Source organism: Streptomyces sp. NPDC037242, from assembly GCF_055604165.1.
Window position 1 is genome coordinate 223,770 of record NZ_JBVJUY010000003.1, and the last position, 20,639, is coordinate 244,408.

The following is a 20,639-nucleotide window of genomic DNA, read 5'->3' on the forward strand; positions in this document are numbered from 1 at the left end:
CGGACACGTATTCAGGCACGTCTAGAGCAGGGGGACTTGTGGCCGCAACGCACATCACCGGGATCGGGACCGGAGGTGACGACGCCCCACGGCTGGCCGCCAGGGGCGTCACGGTCGGGTACGGCGGCCGGATCGTCATCGACGATCTCCATGTGGCCGTCCCGACAGGGGTGATCACCACGATCATCGGCCCCAACGGGTGCGGGAAGTCGACCCTGCTGCGGGCCCTGTCGCGGCTGCTGAAGCCGGTCAGGGGGACGGTCGTACTGGACGGCGAGGACATCGCCGGGCTCAGGACCAGGGACGTGGCGAAGAGAATGGGTCTGCTGCCGCAGGCACCGGTCGCGCCGGATGGGCTCACGGTGGCCGATCTGGTCGCAAGGGGCCGCCATCCGCACCAGAGTTGGCTGCGGCAGTGGTCCTCGGACGACGCCGCCGTCGTGGAGCGGGCGCTGGCCATGACCGGGGTGTCCGACCTGGCCGACCGCCCGGTCGACGCGCTGTCGGGCGGCCAGCGCCAGCGCGTATGGATCTCGATGACGCTCGCCCAGGGCACCGACCTGCTGCTGCTGGACGAGCCGACCACCTACCTGGACCTTGCGCACGCGATCGACGTACTGGACCTGGTGGACGACCTGCACGAGTCGGGATGCACGGTGGTGATGGTCCTGCACGACCTCAATCTGGCGGCGCGCTACAGCGACAACCTCATCGTGATGAGGGCGGGGGCGATCCTGGCGCAGGGGCACCCGCGAGACGTGATCACCGCCGAGTTGCTGCACGAGGCGTTCGGGCTGCGCGCCCAGGTGATCGACGATCCGGTGGGGGACCGGCCCCTCATCGTGCCGATCGGCCGCACCCACGTCCGGTCGGCCGGGTAGGACAAAGATACGGAGCAAGTAAGGCTAGGCTAGCCTCACTTGGCGCGATACGGTTTGCCTGCCCTCGGGCGGGGCGGTAGTGGATGGCACGAAAGCAAGGGATTGCGGATGCTTCTCCATCGAACGACACGTACGAATTCCTGGCGGCGACCGGCGGCGATCCTGTCCGCCGCGGCCCTCTGCACCGGCCTCCTGGCCGGGTGCGGTTCCGACTCGGCGGACCGGGCGGACAAGAAGAGCGACAACGCCCCGGCCGCCACCGGCGGTGCGTTCCCGGTCACCGTGGACCACGCGTTCGGAGCCACGAAGATCGCGAAGGCCCCCCAGCGGGTCGTCTCCGTCGGCTACACCGACGACCAGGCCGCCCTGGCGCTCGGCATCAAGCCCGTCGGCATGGTCGACCAGTACCCGAACCCGCCGGGAACGACCCCCGACGTCAACACCCAGTGGCCCTGGACGAAGGACAAGTGGGGCGACGCCCGCCCCGAGGTCGTCATGAGCAACGGCGACACCGGCCCGAACTACGAGAAGATCGCCGCGCTGCGGCCGGACCTGATCATCGCGGTCTACTCCGAGATCGACCAGGCCGCCTACGAGAAGCTCTCCAAGATCGCCCCGACGGTGGGACGCACCAAGGCCGAGAAGGAGCCCTTCAGCGCCCCCTGGCAGGACAACGCCGTACACATCGCCAAGGCCCTGGGCCAGGAGTCCAAGGGCGCCGAGCTGGTGAAGGGCATTCAGGACAAGCTCGACGCGGCCAAGAAGGCGCACCCCGAGTTCGCCGGCCAGACCGCCGTCGCGCTGTCCTGGTACAAGGACTCGGCGGCGCCGTTCACCACGACCGACGTGCGCGGACGCCTGGTGACGGGCATCGGATTCAAGGGCCAGACCGAGATCGACAAGATCGCGGACGGCAAGTTCTACACCGTGCTCTCTCCCGAGCGCATGGACCTGATCGACGTCGACCGCATCTTCGTCATCAACGACAAGGCGGACCAGGAAGCACTGAAGAAGTTCCAGCTGTTCGCCAACCTGTCCGCGGTCAAGAACGGCAAGGTGTCGTACCTGCTGGACGGCGAGGGCCCGGCGATCGGCGCGGCCATGTCCCAGGGCACGCTGCTGTCCCTGCCGTACGCGATCGACGAACTCGTGAAGTCGGTCGGCTGAGTGTGACCACCACTGACACGCGCCCCGCTCCGTCGACCCTGCGCACCACGTCGGGACGCGAGGCCGCCCGCTGGGTCGCGGCGCACTGCCGCGGGGTGCCGTGGCTGACGGCGGCCACCGTGTTCACCACGGTGGCCGGGGCAGCGCTCCAGGTACTCCCGCTGCTGCTGCTCGGCCGCGTGGTCGACGGGGTGGCCGAGGGCGAAGCGCGCTCGATCCTGGTCACGACAGGGGCCCTGATGGTGGCCGCCGCGCTGCTCGGCGCGGCGGCCACCGCCCTGTCGGCCTACCTGGTCGGGCGACTGGGCGCGGACCTGCTCGCGCGACTGCGGGAAGAGGCCGTCCGGGCGGTGCTGGGGATGCCCAGCGCACGGATCGAGCAGGTCGGCCGGGGAGACGTGCTGTCCCGGGTCGGCGACGACGTGGCCGTGCTGTCCAGGGGCATCCGCACGGCCGTCCCCACGGTGTTCTCGGCCGGAGTGCTCGTGGTCATCGCCACGCTCGGCATGTTCGGCCTGGACTGGCGGCTCGGCCTGGCGGGTGCCGGGGCGCTGCCCGCGTACGCGCTGGCCCTGCGCTGGTACCTCCCGCGGTCCGCCCCGCTCTACCGCAAGCAGCGGGCGGTCCAGGCCGACCGCGCGCAGGCGTTGATCAGCGGACTGAACGGGATCGACACGGTCCGGGCGTACCGCCTGGAGGGAGCCGTCCGCGAGCAGGTCACCAGGGAGTCCTGGCGGGTGCGCGAACTCGGCATCGAGGTGTTCCGGCTCTTCGGCCGGTTCGTCGGCAGGGAGAACCGCGCCGAGTTCATCGGACTGGTCCTGATCCTCGTGGTCGGGTACGCCCTGCTGGAGGCCGGGGCCGCCAGCCTCGGCGAGGTGTCGGCGGCCCCGCTGCTGTTCCACCGGCTGTTCACACCGCTGGGCTCCATCATGTTCACCTTCGACGAGGCCCAGAAGTCGGGCGCGAGCCTGACCCGGCTGGTCGGAGTGCTGGGGGAGGAGGCGCAGGAGCGGCTGGTCGGCGTCCTGGCGACCGCCTCGGCGGGCGACGCCCCGGCGGACGGCATCCGCCACGCGGTGACGGTGGAGGGGCTGACGTTCAGCTACCCCGACTCCGAGGAGCCGGTCCTGCGCGACGTCAGCCTGACGATCCCCGGCGGCGGTTCGCTCGCACTGGTGGGGGCGACGGGCGCCGGAAAGTCCACCCTGGCCGCGCTCGTCGCGGGCATCGGGACCCCGCAGGCCGGATCGGTACGCATCGGGTCGACCGACCTCGCCGGTCTGGACGAGGCGGCGGCGCGTGCCCTGGTGAGCATCCTGACGCAGGAGACGCACGTGTTCTCCGGCCCCCTCGCCGACGACCTGCGGCTGGCCGCGCCGGAGGCGACCGATGCCGAATTGATGGCAGCCCTGCGCACGGTCGGCGCCGACGGATGGGTGGGCGAGCTGCCCGAGGGGCTGAAGACCATGGTCGGCGAGGGCGGGGAGCGCCTGGATGTCACCAAGGTCGCCCAGATCGCCCTGGCCCGACTGGTGCTGGGCCGGTCACCGGTGGTGGTGCTCGACGAGTCGACGGCCGAGGCGGGCAGCGAGGGCGCGGCCGGACTGGAACGGGCCGTGTCGGCCGCCTGCGCGGGCCGGACCACGCTGTTCGTGGCGCACCGGCTGACGCAGGCGATGGCGGCGGACCGGATCACCGTGCTGGACGCGGGACGCGTCGTGGAGCACGGCACGCACGAGGAACTGGTGGCTCTGGGCGGCCGGTACGCACGGCTGTGGCGGGCCTGGCGCGAGGGAAGCTAGCCGACCCGGACCCGGGTGGGCCGACGTACAGACACTGAAGGGGCGTTGAGTCTTCGATGACGGAACCGACCGCTCGTCTCGTGCGGCTGTCCCCCGCGCGCCTGGCCGGCCTGCGCCGACGGACCGGGGACCACTCCGAGGCGAACATCGCCGCAGCGTGCGCCGTCGCGCTGTCGTTCTGGGCGACGGGCCGGAGCCCCGACGGCCTGGAGCTCACCGCGGGCACCCTGTTCGCCGACGTCCTCGCGTGGGTCGACAACGGCGGGGCCGGGGCGGACGGAGTGGACGGCCCGGCCGTCGCCGTCCCCGAAGGCGTCGCGCTGGCCGACGCCCAGCTCGCGCTGGACGACCTGGCCGATTTCCCGGACCGGCCCATCGGCACCATCGCTCCGTCCAGCGTGGCGGCGAGGATAGCGACCCTGGCCGAGTGGAACGACACCCGCGCGGACCGGGTCCGCCCGACCATCGTGGAGATGTTCCGCGAACAGGCGCGCACCAGGCCGGACGCCGTCGCCATCGTCGACGGGCACCGATCGCTGACGTACGGTCAGGCAGCAGAACTCTCCAGCCAGTTGGCCCACCACCTCGTCGAGCGAGGAATCACCGCCGAACAGGTCGTCGGCATCTCGCTGGAGCGCTCCGTCGAGATGGTGGTCGGACTCCTCGCCGTGCTCCAGGCCGGGGCGGCCTTCGTGCCGCTCGACCCGCACTGGCCGGCCGCGCGCCGGGCCGTCGTCATCGAAGACGCCCGCGTCGTACTGCAACTGGGCGGCCCGGCCGAGCGCGACGGGGGCGAACTCGACGCCGATCCCGAACCCGAAGCCGATCCCGAACCCGAAGCCGATCCCGAACCCGATCCCGAACCCGAAGCCGTGGCCGTCGACCTCGGCGACTGGCGGTTCGGCTCGTACCCCGGCGAGGGCACCGGCATCACCGCCCCCGGCGCATCCCTCGCCTACGTGATCTTCACATCCGGATCCACGGGCCGGCCCAAGGGCGCGATGATCCGCCACGAAGCGATCAGCGAGCGCCTGCTGTGGCAGGTCGACGAGATCCTCGGCTTCGGCCACGACGACGCGTCACTGTTCAAGGCTCCGCTGTCGTTCGACATCTCCATCAACGAGATCTTCCTGCCTCTGGTGTGCGGCGGCCGGCTGGTCGTCCTGCGCCCCGGCGGCGAACGCGACCCGCACCACCTGCTGAGCGTGATCGCCGAGCAGCGCGTCACCTTCACGTACCTGGTGTCGTCCATGCTGGACGTACTGCTGGAGATCACGGGCGACTCCGGGCGGCTGAACAGCCTGCGGCACGTCTGGTGCGGCGGCGAGGTCCTGACCCCGGAGCTGTACGAGCGGTTCCGCACCCGTCTCGACATACCGATGTACCACGGCTACGGCCCGGCCGAGACGACGATCGGCGTCTCGCACGTCGTCTACCGGGGCGCGGCGGAACGCCTGTCGACCTCGATCGGCACACCCAACCCCAACACCCGGCTGTACGTCCTGGACGACGAGCTGCGCCCGGTCCCGGTCGGCGTCGGCGGCGAGCTGTACGTCGGTGGCTTCCTCCTCGGGCGCGGCTACGCGGGCGCACCCGGCCTGACGGCCTCCCGGTTCGTCGCGGACCCCTTCTCCGGGGACGGGTCCCGGCTGTACCGCACCGGCGACCTCGCCCGCTTCGCCCCGGACGGCTCGCTGGACTTCCTCGGCCGGGCCGACAACCAGATCAAGATCCGCGGCATGCGGCTGGAGCTGGAGGACGTGGAAGCCGCCCTCTCGGAGCATCCAGCGGTACGTCACACCTGCGTCGTCGCGAGGAAGAACGCGGCGGGCGGCACCTACCTGGTGGGGTACGTGATCCCGGCCGCCGGAGCCGCGGACCTGCGGGCGCAGGAGGTCAGGGAATGGACCGCCGGGCACATGGTGGAGTACATGGTGCCCGCCCACATCGTGGTGATGAAGGAGTTCCCGCTCACCGCGAACGGCAAGCTCGACCGCGCCGCGCTGCCGGAACCCGCGATCGGGACGGGACCGCACGTCCCGCCCGCCACCGAGAACGAGCGCCTGGTGTGCGCGGCGGTCGCGGCGCTGCTGCGACTGGAAGAGGTCGGCGCCGACCAGGACTTCTTCCTGCTCGGCGGAGACAGCATCCTGGCGATCTCGCTGCTGAGCGCGTTACGTGCCGCGGGCCTCCACGTCACGGCGCGGCAGATCTTCACCAACAGCGTCCTCGGGGCGCTGGCGGCGGTGGCGGGCCGTGCGGGCGCCGACACCGTGGACCACGAGGACATCGCGACGGGCCCGGTCACCGGATCGCCCATCGTGCGGTGGCTCGGCGAGACCACGGACGCGATCGACGGCTTCGTGCAGTCGGTGGTGCTGAACACCCCCGCGGAGCTCACCGCCGACGCGCTCGGCGCGATCCTCACCGCCGTGGTCGCACGGCACGACATGCTGCGCGCCAAGCTGGTACGCGGCGACCGCTGGAGCTTGGATGTCCCGGCGGCGGACCGGGCCGTAGCGGCATGGCAGGAGAGTGACCGGCCGCTCGACGAGTGCGTCGCACTCGCCGCCGGCGGGCTGGATCCGGACGAGGGCGTGATGCTGCGTGCCGTCTGGCGCCGCGGGGCACGGCAGTTGGTCGTGGCCGTCCACCACGTGGTGGTCGACGGAGTGTCCTGGCGGATCCTGATGGAGGACTTCGCCACGGCGTGGCGGCACCTTTCCTCGGGCGCGCCGATCGAGCTGCCGCCGGTGGGCACTTCGTTCCGGCGCTGGACCCAGCTGCTGGAGCGGGCCCCGTTCGACGCCGACCGGGCCCACTTCCGGCGCCCGCTGCCCGGGGCGGACGCCCCGGTGGGCCGGCGCGGGCTGTCCGAGGCCGACACCGTCGAGCGGGAGCGGGTGACGACCGTGTCGGTCGGCGCCGATGTCACGGCCGCGCTGCTGGGCGAGATCCCCGCGAGGTTCCACGCGGGCGTCAACGACGTGCTGCTGACCGCCCTCGCCGTCACCCTCGTCCGGTGGCGCCGTGACCTCGGGCAGGACCAGACGTTCGCGCACGTCGAACTGGAGGGCCACGGCCGAGAAGGGCACCTCCTCGCGGACGCCGCCGGCTTCGAGCCGGAACTGTCGCGGACCGTGGGCTGGTTCACCACCCTGTTCCCGGTGACCGTGGACCCCGGCGCGGCGGCCGACCCCACCGATCCCGCGTACCTGGCCGCCGCCCTCAAGGCCGTCAAGGAGGACCTCGCCCGGGTGCCGGGCAACGGCCTGCCCTACGGCGCCCTGCGCTACCTCAGTGGCGCCGGGTTCGACGCGCCCGCACCGCAGGTCCTGTTCAACTACCTGGGCCGCTTCGCTGCCGGAGCGTGTGGTGACTGGGAACTCGCGGGCACCACCGGCCAGTTGGGGGAGCGGCGCGACCCGAGGATGCGCCTGCCGCGCGCCCTGGAGTTCAACGCCATCGCCGAGCCCGCCCCGGGCGGCGCGTACGAGCTGGCCACCACCATCTCCTGGCCCGACGGGCTGCTCACCGACCGGGACGCCGCGACCATCGGCGGGTACTTCCGGGAGGCCCTGACCGGGCTGGCCGCACTCGACCGCGGCGGCCACTCGCCCAGCGACTTCGGCCTGGTGGCGCTCACCCAGGCCGACGTCGACGACCTGGACGGCCCGGCGCTGCGCGACGTCCTGCCGCTCACCCCGCTGCAGGAGGGCCTGTACTTCCACTCGGTCTTCGACGACGACTCCGCGGGCAACTACGTCGAGCAGCAGCTCCTGACACTCGACGGAGAGGTGGACCCCGACCGGCTCGCGGCGGCCGCCACCCGGCTGCTCGCGCTGTTCCCCAACCTGGCCGCGCGGTTCACGGCGCTCGCCGACGGCCGCGTGGTCTGCGTACTGGAGAACGGCGTGCAGCCCCCGTTCACCGTCCTGGACCGCCCCGGCATCACCGGCGAAGAGCTCCGCGCCCTCGCCGAGCGGGACCGCCGCGCCGGGTTCGACCTCGCCACCGGCCCGCTGATGCGGTACACGCTCATCCGCGCGGGCGCCGGCCGCAGCGTCCTGGTGCAGACCGTCCACCACATCATCGCCGACGGCTGGTCGGTGCCGCCGATGCTCCGCGCGCTGCTGGCCGAGTACCACGCCCCGGGGACCGTGTATCCGCTCGGAGGCTTCACCGACTACGTGGCCTGGCTGGCGGGACGCGACGCGGGCGAGAGCGAGCGCGTGTGGCGCGAGCAGCTCGCCGAGCTCCCCGGCCCCTCGCTCGTCGCCGAGGGGCACACCCCGTCCGACCGCTTCGCCGACACCGCCGTGGAGCCGGAGGGGGGCGTCGAGGAGGCCGCCCGGTCGGCGGGCGTGCCGCTGAGCGTGGCCGTGCACAGCGCCTGGGCGGTGACACTGGGCGGCCTCCTGCACGGCAGGGACGTCGTGTTCGGTTCGACGGTGTCCGGGCGTGACGCGGACGTGCCCGGCATCGAGGACATGGTGGGCCTGTTCATCAACACGATCCCCGTACGCGCCCGGTGGGCCCCGAAGACCACGGCCCGCGAGCTGCTCGCCTCGGTGCGCGAACACCAGGCCGCGGTGCAGGCGCACCAGCACGTCTCGCTGGCGGGCCTCGGCCGACAGGCAGGCGCGGGCCCGCTGTTCGACACCCTGGTCGTCTTCGACGTCGCGACCGACGTGGCGGGCCTGCGACGGCCGGACGACACGCTGGTCATCACCGGCGTAGTGAACGAGGGAGCCCCGCACTACCCGTTGACGCTCGTGGTGGAGCGCACGCCCGACGGCCGTCCGCGCTTCAACCTGATCTACGACGGCGCCCTGCTGGGGGAGCCGGGCGCACGGGCGATCCTGGACACCTTCACCCGTACCCTCACCGCCCTGCTCACCCGCCCGGACGCCCCGGTCGACGCCCTGGCGCCCGGGGACGCCCGGCCTCCCGCACGGATCACCCCGACGACCCTGGGCGCACTCTTCGACGCCGCCGCACGCCGCGACCCGGCGGCCACCGCCGTCACCCAGTGCGCCCTCGACGGCCCTACCCGATCGATCAGCTACGGCGAACTGGCCCGCATGAAGGAGGAGTTGGCGGCCGTCCTGCGCGCGGCCGGAGTCGGGCCGGGCGGCCGCGCGGCCATCGCCGTTCCGCGCTCCGTCGAGCAGGTCGTCGCCCTGGTCGCCGTCGTGAGCGCGGGCGGCGCGTACGTACCCCTGGACCTCGACTACCCCGACGAACGGCTGGAGTTCATCCTCGCCGACGCCGCCCCGCAGGTCGTGCTCGTGGGCCCCGGGCAGCGCGAGCGCTTCACCCGCCTGCTCGCGCGGGCGGGCGTGCCAGCCCGCGTACTCGTACAAGGAGAGGAGGCGCACCCGGACACCGCGGTACCGCCTCCGGCGAGTGGCGGGGCGGGCTGGCACGATCCCGCCTACGTGATCTACACCTCCGGCTCGACCGGCAGGCCCAAGGGCGTCGTCGTCCCGCACTCCGGCGTGGTGACGCTGCTCGAAAACACCCGGCCCGACATGGACTTCGGTACGCAGGACGTCTGGGTCCAGTTCCACTCCTACTCCTTCGACTTCGCGGTCTGGGAGCTGTGGGGGGCCCTGGCGCACGGCGGCCGGCTGCTGGTGCCGGAGTACGGGCTGACGCGCTCGCCGGTCGACTTCCACCGGATGGTGCGCGAACACGGAGTGACCGTGCTCAACCAGACCCCCTCGGCCTTCCACCAGTTCATCGAGGCCGACCGGCAGGCGGGCGAACCGCTCCCGGCACTGCGCCGGATCATCTTCGGCGGCGAAGCGCTGGACCTCGGGCGGCTGCGCGGCTGGGTCGAGCGGCACGGAACCGCTTCGCCCGAGCTGGTCAACATGTACGGCATCACCGAGACGACCGTCCACGTCACCCACCGGGTCCTGACCGAACGGGACTTCGGCCCCGGCGGCTGCGCCGGCCCGATCGGAACCGCGATTCCCGGGCTGGTCACCCACGTACTCGACGACCGGCTCCGTCCGGTGCCGCCGGGCCGGGTGGGCGCCGTCTACGTCGCCGGCGACCAGGTGGCCCTCGGCTACCTGGGCCGGCCGGGGCTCACCGCCGGCAGGTTCGTGGCGGACCCGTTCGCGGGCGGCGGCTCCCGCATGTACCACACCGGCGACCTGGCCCGCCGTACGCTCGACGGCGAGCTGGAGTTCGCCGGGCGCGCCGACGACCAGGTGCAGCTCAAGGGCTTCCGCGTCGAACTCGGCGAGGTGGAGTCCGCGATCAGGGAACTGGGCGGCGTCCTCGACGCGGCCGTCACCGTGGCCGACAGCGGCGACCACCTGGTCGCGCACGTCGTCCGCCGGGCTCCCGGCGAGGCCGCCGACCTCACCGGTCCCCTCGCCGCGAAGCTGCCCGCGCACATGGTGCCCGCCCGGGTGCTCCCGGTCGAGGCCCTGCCGCTGACGGTCAACGGCAAACTGGACCGCAGGGCCCTGGCCGAGCGAGCCGCCCGGAGCGACACCACGGTGGCCCCGGCGCCCGCCGCCGGCTCCGCGCTCACCGCGCTGGTCGGCATCTTCACCGCGACGCTGCCCGGCATCGCGGTGGACGGCGACACCGACTTCTTCCGGGCCGGGGGCGACAGCATCCTCGCCATCACCGTGGTCAACCGGGCCAGGGCGCTCGGCCTCGCGATCACGCCACGGGACGTGTTCCTGCTCAAGACCCCCCGCGCCCTCGCCGAGCTCCTCGGGGCGGGCGCACCGCAGTCCGCGGCGCCGGCGCCCGCCGCCCGCGAGGACGGCCCGCTGACGCCGACGCCGATCTTCCTGCGCCAGCGCGAACTGGGCGGATCCCTCGCCCGGTTCGCCCAAGCCAGGACGCTGGTGGCACCCGAGGGCACCGGCTACGCCGAGGCCCGGCGCGCCGCCGAAGCGGTCGTGGCCGCACACCCAGTCCTGCGGCTGCGGCTGCGCGTCCAGCACGGGGTGTGGGCACTGAGCACCGAACCCGCCCGCGAGGTCACCGTCGTACGGACGGACGCGCCCGACGCGACGGCCGCGGCCGACGAAGCCGCGGGACGGCTCGACCCCGAGGCCGGGCAGGTCATCGCGTTCTCGTGGCTGGAGGCCGGCCGGACCCTGGTGGTCACCGCGCACCACCTCGCCGTCGACTCGGTGTCCTGGCTGGTCCTGCTGGACGACCTGGCCGCCGCCATGCGCGGCACGCCTCCGGCCCCGGCGACCACCCCGTACGCCGAGTACGCGCAGGCGCTGGCGTACCGGTCCGCCCACGCGACCGATGACCTCGGGCACTGGGTCACCACCCTCCAGGCACCCCCGCTACTGCCCGTCGCCGAGAAGCTGCGCGAGACCACGGTGGTGCTCCCGCCCCCGGTGAGCGACCTCGTGACCCGTACCGCGCCCGCCGCACTCGGCATCGGCCCCACCGAACTGCTGTGCGGCGCGCTGCGCACGGCGCTGACCCGCGTCCAGCCCTCGCCCACCGACCTCGCGGTCGAGCTGGAGCGGCACGGCCGGGTCCCGGTGGAGGAACACCACGACTACACGCGTACCGTCGGCTGGTTCACCTCGATCGCACCCGTGCGGCTCACGGCGCACACCGACCCCGTCGCGGCGGCCCGCGAGGTCGCGGAACGCCTGCCGGACGAGCGCGCGCACCTGGCCTACGGCGGGCTCAGGTACCTCAACCCGCAGACGGCCCCGCTGCTGGCGGCCCGCCCGCAGGTCCTGTTCAACTACCTCGGCCGGAGCGGCGAGTCGCAGGTTCCGCAGATCACCGGCGCCGATCAGGCCGGCCCGTACGCCGTCGAGGTCAACGCATGGACCGACGCGGCCACCGGAAGCCTGCACGCGGCCTTCACCCTCGCCGAAGGCGTCCCCGACGAGATCACCGGGCACTGGCTGCGCGCACTGGAACGCATCGCGGACGCCGCCGCGACGGCCGAGCGCACCGCGCCGGTCACCCCGCTCCAGCGCGGCCTGTACTTCCAGGCCCAACTGGCGGGACCGGCCGGACACTACGTGGCCCAGAGCTGGTTCACCTTCGACCGGCGCCTGGACACCGGAGCGCTGGCCGAGGCGATGGCCTGGGTGATCGCGCGGCACCCGGTGGTGGGCGCCGGCTTCACCACCGACGACGACGGGAATGCCGTGCAGGTCCTCGCGGCCGGCCGGCGGGTCGGCGTCCGCACGCTCACCCTGTCCACGGACGCGGAGGTCGACGCCCTGCTCGCCCGGGACCGGGACACCGGCTTCGACCCCGGCGAGCCGCCGCTGATCAGGCTGACCGTGGTGCGCCTGCCCGGCGGCCGCGACGGCCTGCTGCTGAGCTACCACCTGCTGCTGTGGGACGGCTGGTCCCGCGAGATCGTGCTGCGGGACCTGTTCGAGGCCTACGAGGCCGCCGCGGCGGGCGGGTTGACGGCCCCGGCACCGGCCGTACCGGGCTTCGAGGAGTACGCCCGGGCCCTCGACGCCAAGGACCCCGCCGTATCGGAACGGTTCTGGGCCCAGCACCTGAGCGGCCTCGCGGGCCCGACGCTGCTCGCCGGACCGGCGCCGGCCCTTGCCGAGGGCCTCCCGGGCACGCTCCTGCACACGCTCTGCGCCGAACAGTCGGACCGGCTGCGGGAATCGGCCAGGGCGCACGGCGTCACGCTGAACTCGGTGCTGACCGGCGCCTTCGGCCTCCTGCTGGGCGCACGCACCGGCCGCGGTGACGCCGTGTTCGGAGTGACGGTCTCCGGCCGGGAGGGCGAGGGCCTGTCCGGCATCGTCGGCGTACTGCTCAACACCGTGCCCATGTGGACGCGGGCCCGGCCGGGCGACACGGTCCGGGAGTACCTGTCGGCCGTACAGGCGGCGCGGGTCGAGGCGATGGAGCACGAGCACCTCGGGCTCGGCGAGATCCAGCGGGCCAGCGGACACGACACCCTGTTCGACAACCTGTTCGTGCTCCAGAACTTCCTGGACATGGAGGCGTTCGCCGAGATGAACGCCCGGCACGGCATCACCGAAGTGCGGGCCGACGACTCCACGCACTACCCCTTCACCTGGGTCGTCACGCCCGGCGACCGGCTCACCGTCAAGCTGGAGTACCGGGACGGCGACCCGGAGGGCGCCCGGCGGCTCCTGGACGACTACGTGCGCGTACTCGCCGAACTCGCCGGGGCGAGCGGCCCGCTGGGCGCGCTGCCCGGCCTGGCACCGAAACCCGGGGCCACCGGGCGTACGGACGTCGGCACGGACACCGTGGTCGACCGGTTCGACCGGGCGGCGGACCGCGCCCCGAGCCGGGCCGCGCTCGTCGCCCACGGCTCGACCATGACCTTCGCCCGGCTGCGGGACCGCAGCCGCGCGGTGGCGGGTGTCCTCGCCCGGCGCGGCATCGGCCCCGGTTCGACGGTGGGGCTCGCGATCCCGCGCTCCATCGACTCGATCGTGGCGCTGTTCGCCGTACTGCGCACGGGCGCCGCGTACGTGCCGCTGGAGCTGGACCACCCGGACGAGCGGATCGCCGCGATCGTCGCGGACGCCCGCCCCGACCTCACCCTCACCGTGAGCGCGGTGTCGCCCCGCCTCACGGGCGACCTGATCGAGCTGGACCGGCCCCTCCCTCCGGCCGAGCCGTTCGTGACCTTCGCGCCGGACGACCGGGACCGCCTGCGGCACCCCGCGTACACGATCTACACCTCCGGATCGACCGGGCGGCCGAAGGGCGTGGTGACCGAGCACGCCGGACTCACCAACATGCTGATCAACCACCAGCGCCGGATCTTCGAGCCGGTGCTGGCGGAGCACGGCCACCGGGTCTTCCGGATCGCCCACACCGTGTCGTTCGCCTTCGACATGTCCTGGGAGGAACTGCTGTGGCTCGCCGACGGCCACGAGGTGCACATCTGCGACGAGGAACTGCGCCGTGACGCCCCCCGCCTCGTCGAGTACTGCCTGGAGCACGGGATCGACGTCATCAACGTGACCCCCACCTACGCGCAGCAACTGGTGGCCGAGGGCCTGCTCGACGACCCGGACCGGCGGCCCGCGCTGGTACTGCTGGGCGGCGAGGCCGTCACCCCGACGCTGTGGCAGCGCCTCGCCGAGACGAAGGGGACGGCCGGCTACAACCTGTACGGCCCCACCGAGTACACGATCAACACCCTCGGCGTCGGCACCTTCGAATGCCAGGACCCGGTGGTGGGCGTGGCGATCGACAACACCGACGTGTACGTGCTGGACCCGTGGCTGCGCCCCCTGCCCGACGGGGTGCCCGGTGAGCTGTACGTATCGGGCATCGGCATCGCCCGCGGCTACCTCGGGCAGCCCGCCCAGACGGCCCACCGGTTCGTCGCCTGCCCCTTCGGCGCACCCGGCGAGCGCATGTACCGCACCGGGGACCTGGTGGTGCGGCGGCCCGACGGGAACCTGATGTACCTCGGCCGCACCGACCAACAGGTCAAGATCCGCGGACACCGCGTCGAGCCGGGCGAGGTCGAGGCCGCGTTCGCCGCGCACCCGGCGGTGCGGTTCGCCGCCGCGGTCGCCCAGCCCGACCCGCAGGTCGACGGCACGTACCGGCTGGCCGCCTACCTCGTACTGGACGGCGCCGACCTCGCGGAGGTCGCCGCCGAAGTGGGCGCCGCGCTGCCGGACTTCCTGCGTCCGACGCACTACGCGCAGGTCGACGCCATCCCGCTGACGGTCAACGGGAAGGCGGACACCAAGGCGTTGCCGGAGGCCAGGCCGCTCGGCGCGCTGACCACCGCGGGGGAGCGCGGCCCGCGGACCGGGACCGAGACCGTGGTCTGCGAGTTCTTCGCGGAGGCACTGGACCTGGACGACGAAGAGGTGAGCGCGGTGGGCGACTTCGTGTCCCTCGGGGGGCACTCCATGCTGGCGGTGCGGCTGATCGGGCTGCTCCGCCGGGAGTACGGTCCAGTGATCACCATCCGCGATCTGTTCACCCTGCGGACCCCGGAAGCGATTGCCCGCCACCTCGATGAAGACTCCTGACACGCAGCGGCCCCGCCCGGGGTCCGACATCCTGCGCACCGCGCTGCGCCGCAACGTCGGCGCCATGACCTGGGGCACCGTCCTCATGGGCCTGTACCAGGCCGGTGAGACCGCCTTCCCCATCGCGCTCGGCCTGATCGTCGAGCACACGATGCAGGACCGCAGCCTCGGCGCACTCGCCCTGTCGATCGCCGCGCTGGCCGTGATCATCACGACCGTTTCGCTGTCGTGGCGGTTCGGGATGCGCATCCTGCAGAAGGCCAACACGACCGAGGCGCACCGCTGGCGGGTGCGGGTCGCCGACTGCGGACTCCAGCCGGTGGCCAGGGACGTCGACCTGAAGTCCGGCGAGGTGCTGACCATCGCCACCGAGGACGCCGACCAGACGGCCGACATCATCGAGGTGGTGCCGCTGCTGATCAGCTCCCTGGTCGCGGTGCTGGTCGCGGCGGTCGCGCTGGGGCTGGCCGACGTCCGCCTCGGCCTGCTGGTGATCGCCGGGACCGTCGCGATCCTGTCGGTCCTGAGCGTGATGTCCCGGCGGATCGGCTCCAGCACCCGCGAACAGCAGGCCCGGGTGGCGCGGGCGGGCGCGAAGGTGGCGGACCTGATCACGGGACTGCGCCCGCTCCACGGCTTCGGCGGCAACCACGCGGCGTTCCGCTCCTACCGGAAGGTCAGCACGGAGGCCAAGCACCAGGCGATCACCGTGGCCGTGGTCAACGGCGCGTACGCGGGCACCGCGATGCTCCTCAACGCCGCCCTCGCCGCTGCCGTGACCCTGACGGCTGGCTGGCTGGCCTTCAACGGGCGGATCACCGTCGGTGAACTCGTCATGGCCGTCGGGCTGGGCCAGTTCATCATGGAGCCGCTCAAGATGTTCTCGGACATGCCCAAGTACGTGATGATGGCGCGCGCGTCCGCCGAGCGGATGGCGCTGGTGCTGGCCGCGCCACCGGCGACGACCCCGGGGACGGAGCGCCCGGCCGCGGGCGGGGACCTGGAGATCGACTGCGTCCGGTACGGGGCGCTGCGCGCGCTGAAGTTCCGGGTGTCCGCCGGCGAGTTCGTGGCGGTCGCCGTCTACCAGCCGCGCGCGGCGGCCGACCTCGCCTCGGTCCTGGCCGTGAAGGTACCGCCGGAGGCGTACGAGGGTGAGGTACGGGTCGGCGGGCAGGGCCTGGCCGACCTCTCGGTCGAGGCGGTCCGCGAGCACATGCTGGTGAACCCGTACGAGGGGGAGATCTTCGCCGGCACCCTCCGTACGAACATCGACCCGTCGGGCACCAGCCGGACGGTGCCCGAGGCCGTCGAGGCGTCCATGCTGACCGACGTCGTCGCCCTGCACCGCGAGGGACTCGACTACGGCGTCCGCGACCGCGGGGCGAACCTCTCCGGCGGGCAGCGCCAACGGCTCTCGCTGGCCCGCGCCCTCGCAGCCGACGCCGGCATCCTCGTCCTGCACGACCCGACGACAGCCGTCGACGCGGTCACCGAACAGCTCATCGCGCGCAACATCGCGCGGCTGCGCCGGGGCCGCACCACCGTCGTGATCACCAGCAGCCCGGCCCTGTTGGACGCCGCCGACCGGGTCCTCGTCCTGGACGAGGGCGTCATCACCGCCGAGGACACCCACCGCAACCTCCTGGCCACCGACGGGGACTACTGCCTGGCGGTGGCCCGCTGAAGCTCCAGGGGGTGTCTGACGGATGTCCGCGGCGTCGCCACTTTGACGACACTCCCTAGCGGAGGGCCCAGGCGACGTCCCTGAGCAGGGCGTGCCGCCAGCCCGCCCGGTCGTGGTGCGACGGCGACCGCGAGACGCGTACGGTCGCACCGGCCCGGCGGGCCAGGTTCTCGGTCAGTTCGCAGTGGGGCAGCATGCGGGTCTCGTGTTCCCCTACGTCGAAGGCGACCCGGAGGCCGGACAGGTCGGGGCGCTCCCGCAGGCGTGCGGCGACGGCGCCGCCGACCGGGCCGCCCATGGGGTCCGCCAGGTCCGGGGCGCCGGGCGTCCACCAGAACGACCCCGACTGGCAGGCGACCCGGGACACCAGCTCCGGGAACTCCAGCGCCGCGTACACCGCGCTCAGCCCGCCGAGGCTCTGCCCGGCGACCACCAGGCGGCCCCGGTCCGCGGGCAGGCCGGTGGCCGCCACCAGCGGCAGCAGCTCGTCCCGGACCGCCTCCCACAGCTCGGGCCGGCACCCGAACTCCGCCTCCCGGTCCCGCGTCGGCAGGAAGACGAGCGTCACGGGGGGCATCTCGCCACTGGCGACGGCCGAGTCGAACGCGGCCATGGCCGGGTGGAGGTACAGCCAGTCGTCCCCGTCGAGCAGCAGCACCACCGGTCCGCCGCCGCCCGCCGGGTGGACCCGGACCGTGCGCCGCCCGCCGAGGCGCTCGCTGGTCCAGCGGACCCGGGTGCGGGGGACGGGCAGTACGTAGTCGGCGGCGTCGGCGTCGGCGCCGCCGACGGGCCAGTGCGGCTGGGGCGGGGCGTCGGGGGTCGAGGCGATGGACCGGTCACCGCCCGCGCCGGCCGGGTTGAACGGGTCGGCGTGCGCCGCGGTGCCCGCGAGGAACTGGTAGGTCACGCGCAGCCGCGCCGGCATGCGGACCTCGGCGTACCAGCAGTCGGTGTCGCCCCAGCGGCGCAGGGGGACCGGCTCCGACCAGCTCTCGAAACCGATGCGCGCGGAAGAGCCCCGCCACAGGAACAACGTCACCCAGCCGCCACCGCCGTCGCCGTCCTCGGATGCGGGCAGCGACACGGGTGCTCCGGCGGCGGCCCAGAACGCCTCGGTACCGGGTTCGCCGGGCAGTCCGTATGCGGCGAAGTCGTGCTCCGTGCCGGCCCCGTGGCCGGAGACGGGTTCGGTCAGGCGCATGAGGTCTCCTTGTGAGCGGCAAGGGGAGAGACTAAGCTCGGCGCAATTAGGTGAGCCTAACCTAATCGAGACGTTCTCGGGGAGGCACCCACGTGAGCACCAACCCGTTCGACGATGTCGAAGGCCGCTTCCTGGTCCTGGTGAACGACGAGGGCCAGCACTCGCTCTGGCCGTCCTTCGCGGAAGTGCCCGGCGGGTGGACGGTCGTCCTCGCCGAGAGCACCAGAGAGGCCTGCCTGGAGTACGTCGAGACCAACTGGACCGACATGCGCCCCTGTTCGCTCGCGCGGACGATGGACGCCTGACGATGCTCTGCACCAGGCTGACGAACGCCCGCTTCCTCACCATGGACCCGGACCGCCCCGTCGCCCGCGAACTGGGCATCTGGCGAGGCCGGATCGTCGGCCTGGACGAGGCCGTGGCCTCCCTGCCCGCCCGCGAGGTGATCGACCTCCAGGGAGCCGCGGTGCTCCCCGGATTCATCGACTCCCACGTCCACCTGTCCTGGACGGGCATCAAGCAGAACACCCCGACCATCGCGGGCCGCACACGGATCGAGGACGTGCTCGCGGTCGTGGAGGAGGCCGTCCTCGGCAAGGGTTCACCCGGGAGCTGGGTGAGCATCGCCGGCTACGACCAGCGGGCCCTGGGACGCCACCTGACCGCCGCAGAACTGGACAAGGTCAGCCACGGCCACAAGCTGTACGTGATGCACGACTCCGGGCACGGCTGCGTCGTCAACACCGCCGTCCTGGAACTGCTCTCCGCGGACGTCCCGCACGAGAACGGCTTCCTCACCGAGGGCGCGATGGGCGCCGCCCGCGCGCTGCGGCTTCCCTACGCGCAGCAGGAGTTGGCCGAGGCGATCGGGCGCGCCGCCCGGACCTGCCTGGCCGAGGGGATCACCGCCTGCGCCGAGGCGGGCATCGGCGGCACCCTCTTCGGCCACAGTCCGGTCGAGCTGGGCGCCTACCAGCTGGCCCGGGAGCAGGGCCTGCTGCCGCTGCGCGTACAGCTCATGGTCTCCGCGGACCGGCTGCGTCCGGTCGCCGCGCACGAGGCCGACGGCATCCCCAGGGCCCTGGACCTCGGACTGCGCACCGGGTTCGGTGACGACCGCCTCTCCGTGGGCGCGCTCAAGATCTACACCGACGGCGGCATGATGGCCCGCACCGCCGCGCTCACCGCCCCGTACGAAGGACTGGACCACGCGGGCCAGTTGCAGGACGACCCCGAGGTGCTGGCCCGGACGATCGTGGACGGCCACCTCGCCGGATGGCAGCTCGCCGTGCACGCCATCGGCGACCGCGCGGCCGACGTGGCCCTCGACGCCCTGGAACGGGCCCAGCGCCTGCGCCCCCGTCCCGGCGCCCGGCACCGCATCGAGCACGCCGGCCTGATCCGCCCCGATCAGCTCCCGCGCCTCGCGAGGCTCGGTGTCAGCGCGGTCGTGCAGCCCAACTTCCTGCGCAGCTTCGGCGACGACTACGCCGCGATCACGGGCGAGGCGCGGGCGCCCTGGCTGTACCGGGGCAGGGGATTCCTCGACCACGGCATCACCCTGGTCGGCAGCTCCGACCGGCCGGTGGCGGACGGATCCCCGCTGCGGGCCGTCCAGTTCATGGTCGAGCGCGCGTCCGCGTCCGGCCGGCTGATCGGCCCGGACGAGGGCATCAGCGTCGACGAGGCCCTGTACGCCTACACCGCCGCCGGCGCCCACGCCTGCCACTGGGAGGACAGCGCGGGCAGCCTCACCCCGGGCAAACGGGCCGACCTGGTCGTGCTCGGCGACGACCCGCGGCGCGTCGAGGTCTCGCGCATCGGCGACATCGAGGTGGTGGCGACGTACGTGGACGGCCGTGAGGCCGGAGCGTGAGCGTCACCGGCCGCACCGGCGGCGCTCCCGGGCCCGGCGAGCCGCAGCGGCTCCTCGGGCGGCGCTTCGCGCTGATAGGCATGATCCACCTGCTGCCGCTCCCCGGTGCTCCGAGGTACACCCCGCAGCGCGGGATGGACGCGGTGGTCCGGCGGGCGACGGACGAGGCCCGGATCCTCGTCGAGAGCGGCTTCGACGCCCTGATCATCGAGAACCACGGCGACATCCCCTTCCTCAAGCCCGATGACATCGGCCCCGAGACCCCGGCGGCGATGGCCGTCGCCGCCGCCGAGGTGGCCCGCGCCGTGGGCGTTCCGCTGGGGATCAACTGCCTGGCGAACGCCGTCGACAGGTCGTTCGCCGTCGCCGCCGCCGCGGGGGCCCGGTTCGTACGGTCCAACCAGTGGGTCAACGCCTACGTGGCCAACGAGGGGCTCGTCGAAGGGCGCGCGGGCCTGATGCTGCGCTACCGGCGGGCCATCGGCGCCGACCACGTCGCGGTATGGGCCGACGTACAGGTCAAGCTCGGCGCGCACGCCATCACGGCCGACCGCTCGCTGGCCGAACAGGCCAGGGACGCCGCCTGGTTCGACGCCGACGCCCTCATCGTCACCGGCGCCCGGCTCGGCGACGCGCCCAGGACCGCCGACCTCCAGGCCATCCGCGCGGCCACGGACCTGCCCCTGGTCGCCGGATCGGGCGTACGGGTCGACAACCTCGCCGGCATCGTCCCGTACGCCGACGGCGCCGTCGTCGGCAGCTCGATCAAGACCGGCGGCGTCTGGCACGGCCCCATCGACCGGGACGTGTGCGAGCGGCTGTGCACCGCGCGGGACGCCCTGGAGCGTCACGACCTCAACCAGCCAACAACCGCCGCGCCGTTGCGGGAATAGTTGAGAGCCTCATATATTTGACGGCGTCGTCGTGAAAGCGCGGGCCTGCACCCGCATTCGACGACCGTTGACGGGGGGACCGTGCGAGGAAATTCCGCGGCC

9 protein-coding genes are annotated in these 20,639 nt (G+C 73.1%); 8 read left to right on the forward strand and 1 reads right to left on the reverse strand.

From position 1 onward, the window contains the following. The first annotated feature begins 38 nt into the window (after positions 1-38). The 5 genes from ACZ7GJ_RS06405 to ACZ7GJ_RS06425 all read left to right on the forward strand — a co-directional run bounded on the left by ACZ7GJ_RS06405 (position 39) and on the right by ACZ7GJ_RS06425 (position 16,564). Positions 39-881 (forward strand): ABC transporter ATP-binding protein, encoded by an 843-nt coding sequence (locus ACZ7GJ_RS06405; protein ID WP_470750011.1) that lies wholly within the window; start codon positions 39-41, stop codon positions 879-881. Positions 882-989: 108 nt separating this feature from the next. Then, positions 990-2,048, forward strand: a complete 1,059-nt coding sequence (locus ACZ7GJ_RS06410; RefSeq protein ID WP_470750013.1) for an iron-siderophore ABC transporter substrate-binding protein — start codon at positions 990-992, stop codon at positions 2,046-2,048. A gap of 2 nt (positions 2,049-2,050) precedes the next feature. Next, positions 2,051-3,853, forward strand: coding sequence for an ABC transporter ATP-binding protein (locus ACZ7GJ_RS06415; protein WP_470750015.1), 1,803 nt, complete (start codon positions 2,051-2,053; stop codon positions 3,851-3,853). A gap of 56 nt (positions 3,854-3,909) precedes the next feature. Then, positions 3,910-14,877 carry a non-ribosomal peptide synthetase gene (locus ACZ7GJ_RS06420; protein ID WP_470750016.1) on the forward strand — a complete coding sequence of 3,656 codons (10,968 nt, stop codon included), beginning with the start codon at positions 3,910-3,912 and terminating at the stop codon, positions 14,875-14,877. Next, the gene (locus ACZ7GJ_RS06425) at positions 14,864-16,564 is read left to right on the forward strand and encodes an ABC transporter ATP-binding protein (RefSeq protein ID WP_470750017.1); all 1,701 of its coding nucleotides are present in this window, start codon (positions 14,864-14,866) and stop codon (positions 16,562-16,564) included. Before ACZ7GJ_RS06420 ends, ACZ7GJ_RS06425 begins: the two co-directional genes overlap by 14 nt. Positions 16,565-16,619: 55 nt before the next feature. On the opposite strand, the gene ACZ7GJ_RS06430 is transcribed toward ACZ7GJ_RS06425, so the two are convergent. Beyond that, complete coding sequence (locus ACZ7GJ_RS06430; RefSeq protein ID WP_470750018.1) at positions 16,620-17,768, reverse strand: alpha/beta hydrolase-fold protein; 1,149 nt, start codon at positions 17,766-17,768, stop codon at positions 16,620-16,622. A 92-nt stretch (positions 17,769-17,860) separates the two neighbouring features. On the opposite strand from ACZ7GJ_RS06430, the gene ACZ7GJ_RS06435 reads away from it, so the two are divergent. The 3 genes from ACZ7GJ_RS06435 to ACZ7GJ_RS06445 are packed head-to-tail and all read left to right on the forward strand — an operon-like array spanning position 17,861 to position 20,537. Continuing rightward, positions 17,861-18,073, forward strand: a complete 213-nt coding sequence (locus tag ACZ7GJ_RS06435) for an MbtH family protein (protein WP_470750019.1) — start codon at positions 17,861-17,863, stop codon at positions 18,071-18,073. A 2-nt stretch (positions 18,074-18,075) separates the two neighbouring features. Then, positions 18,076-19,644, forward strand: coding sequence for an amidohydrolase (locus ACZ7GJ_RS06440; protein ID WP_470750020.1), 1,569 nt, complete (start codon positions 18,076-18,078; stop codon positions 19,642-19,644). Further along, positions 19,641-20,537 carry a BtpA/SgcQ family protein gene (locus ACZ7GJ_RS06445; RefSeq protein ID WP_470750021.1) on the forward strand — a complete coding sequence of 299 codons (897 nt, stop codon included), beginning with the start codon at positions 19,641-19,643 and terminating at the stop codon, positions 20,535-20,537. The genes ACZ7GJ_RS06440 and ACZ7GJ_RS06445 overlap by 4 nt, the downstream gene beginning before the upstream one ends. Positions 20,538-20,639 lie beyond the last annotated feature (102 nt).

Excerpts from the sequence above, each read along its gene's own strand:
- ACZ7GJ_RS06420 (WP_470750016.1), top strand. The coding sequence starts at position 3,910 with ATGACGGAACCGACCGCTCGTCTCGTGCGGCTGTCCCCCGCGCGCCTG.
- ACZ7GJ_RS06410 (WP_470750013.1), top strand. The coding sequence starts at position 990 with ATGCTTCTCCATCGAACGACACGTACGAATTCCTGGCGGCGACCGGCG.
- ACZ7GJ_RS06430 (WP_470750018.1), bottom strand. The coding sequence starts at position 17,768 with ATGCGCCTGACCGAACCCGTCTCCGGCCACGGGGCCGGCACGGAGCAC.
- ACZ7GJ_RS06440 (WP_470750020.1), top strand. The coding sequence starts at position 18,076 with ATGCTCTGCACCAGGCTGACGAACGCCCGCTTCCTCACCATGGACCCG.
- ACZ7GJ_RS06425 (WP_470750017.1), top strand. The coding sequence starts at position 14,864 with ATGAAGACTCCTGACACGCAGCGGCCCCGCCCGGGGTCCGACATCCTG.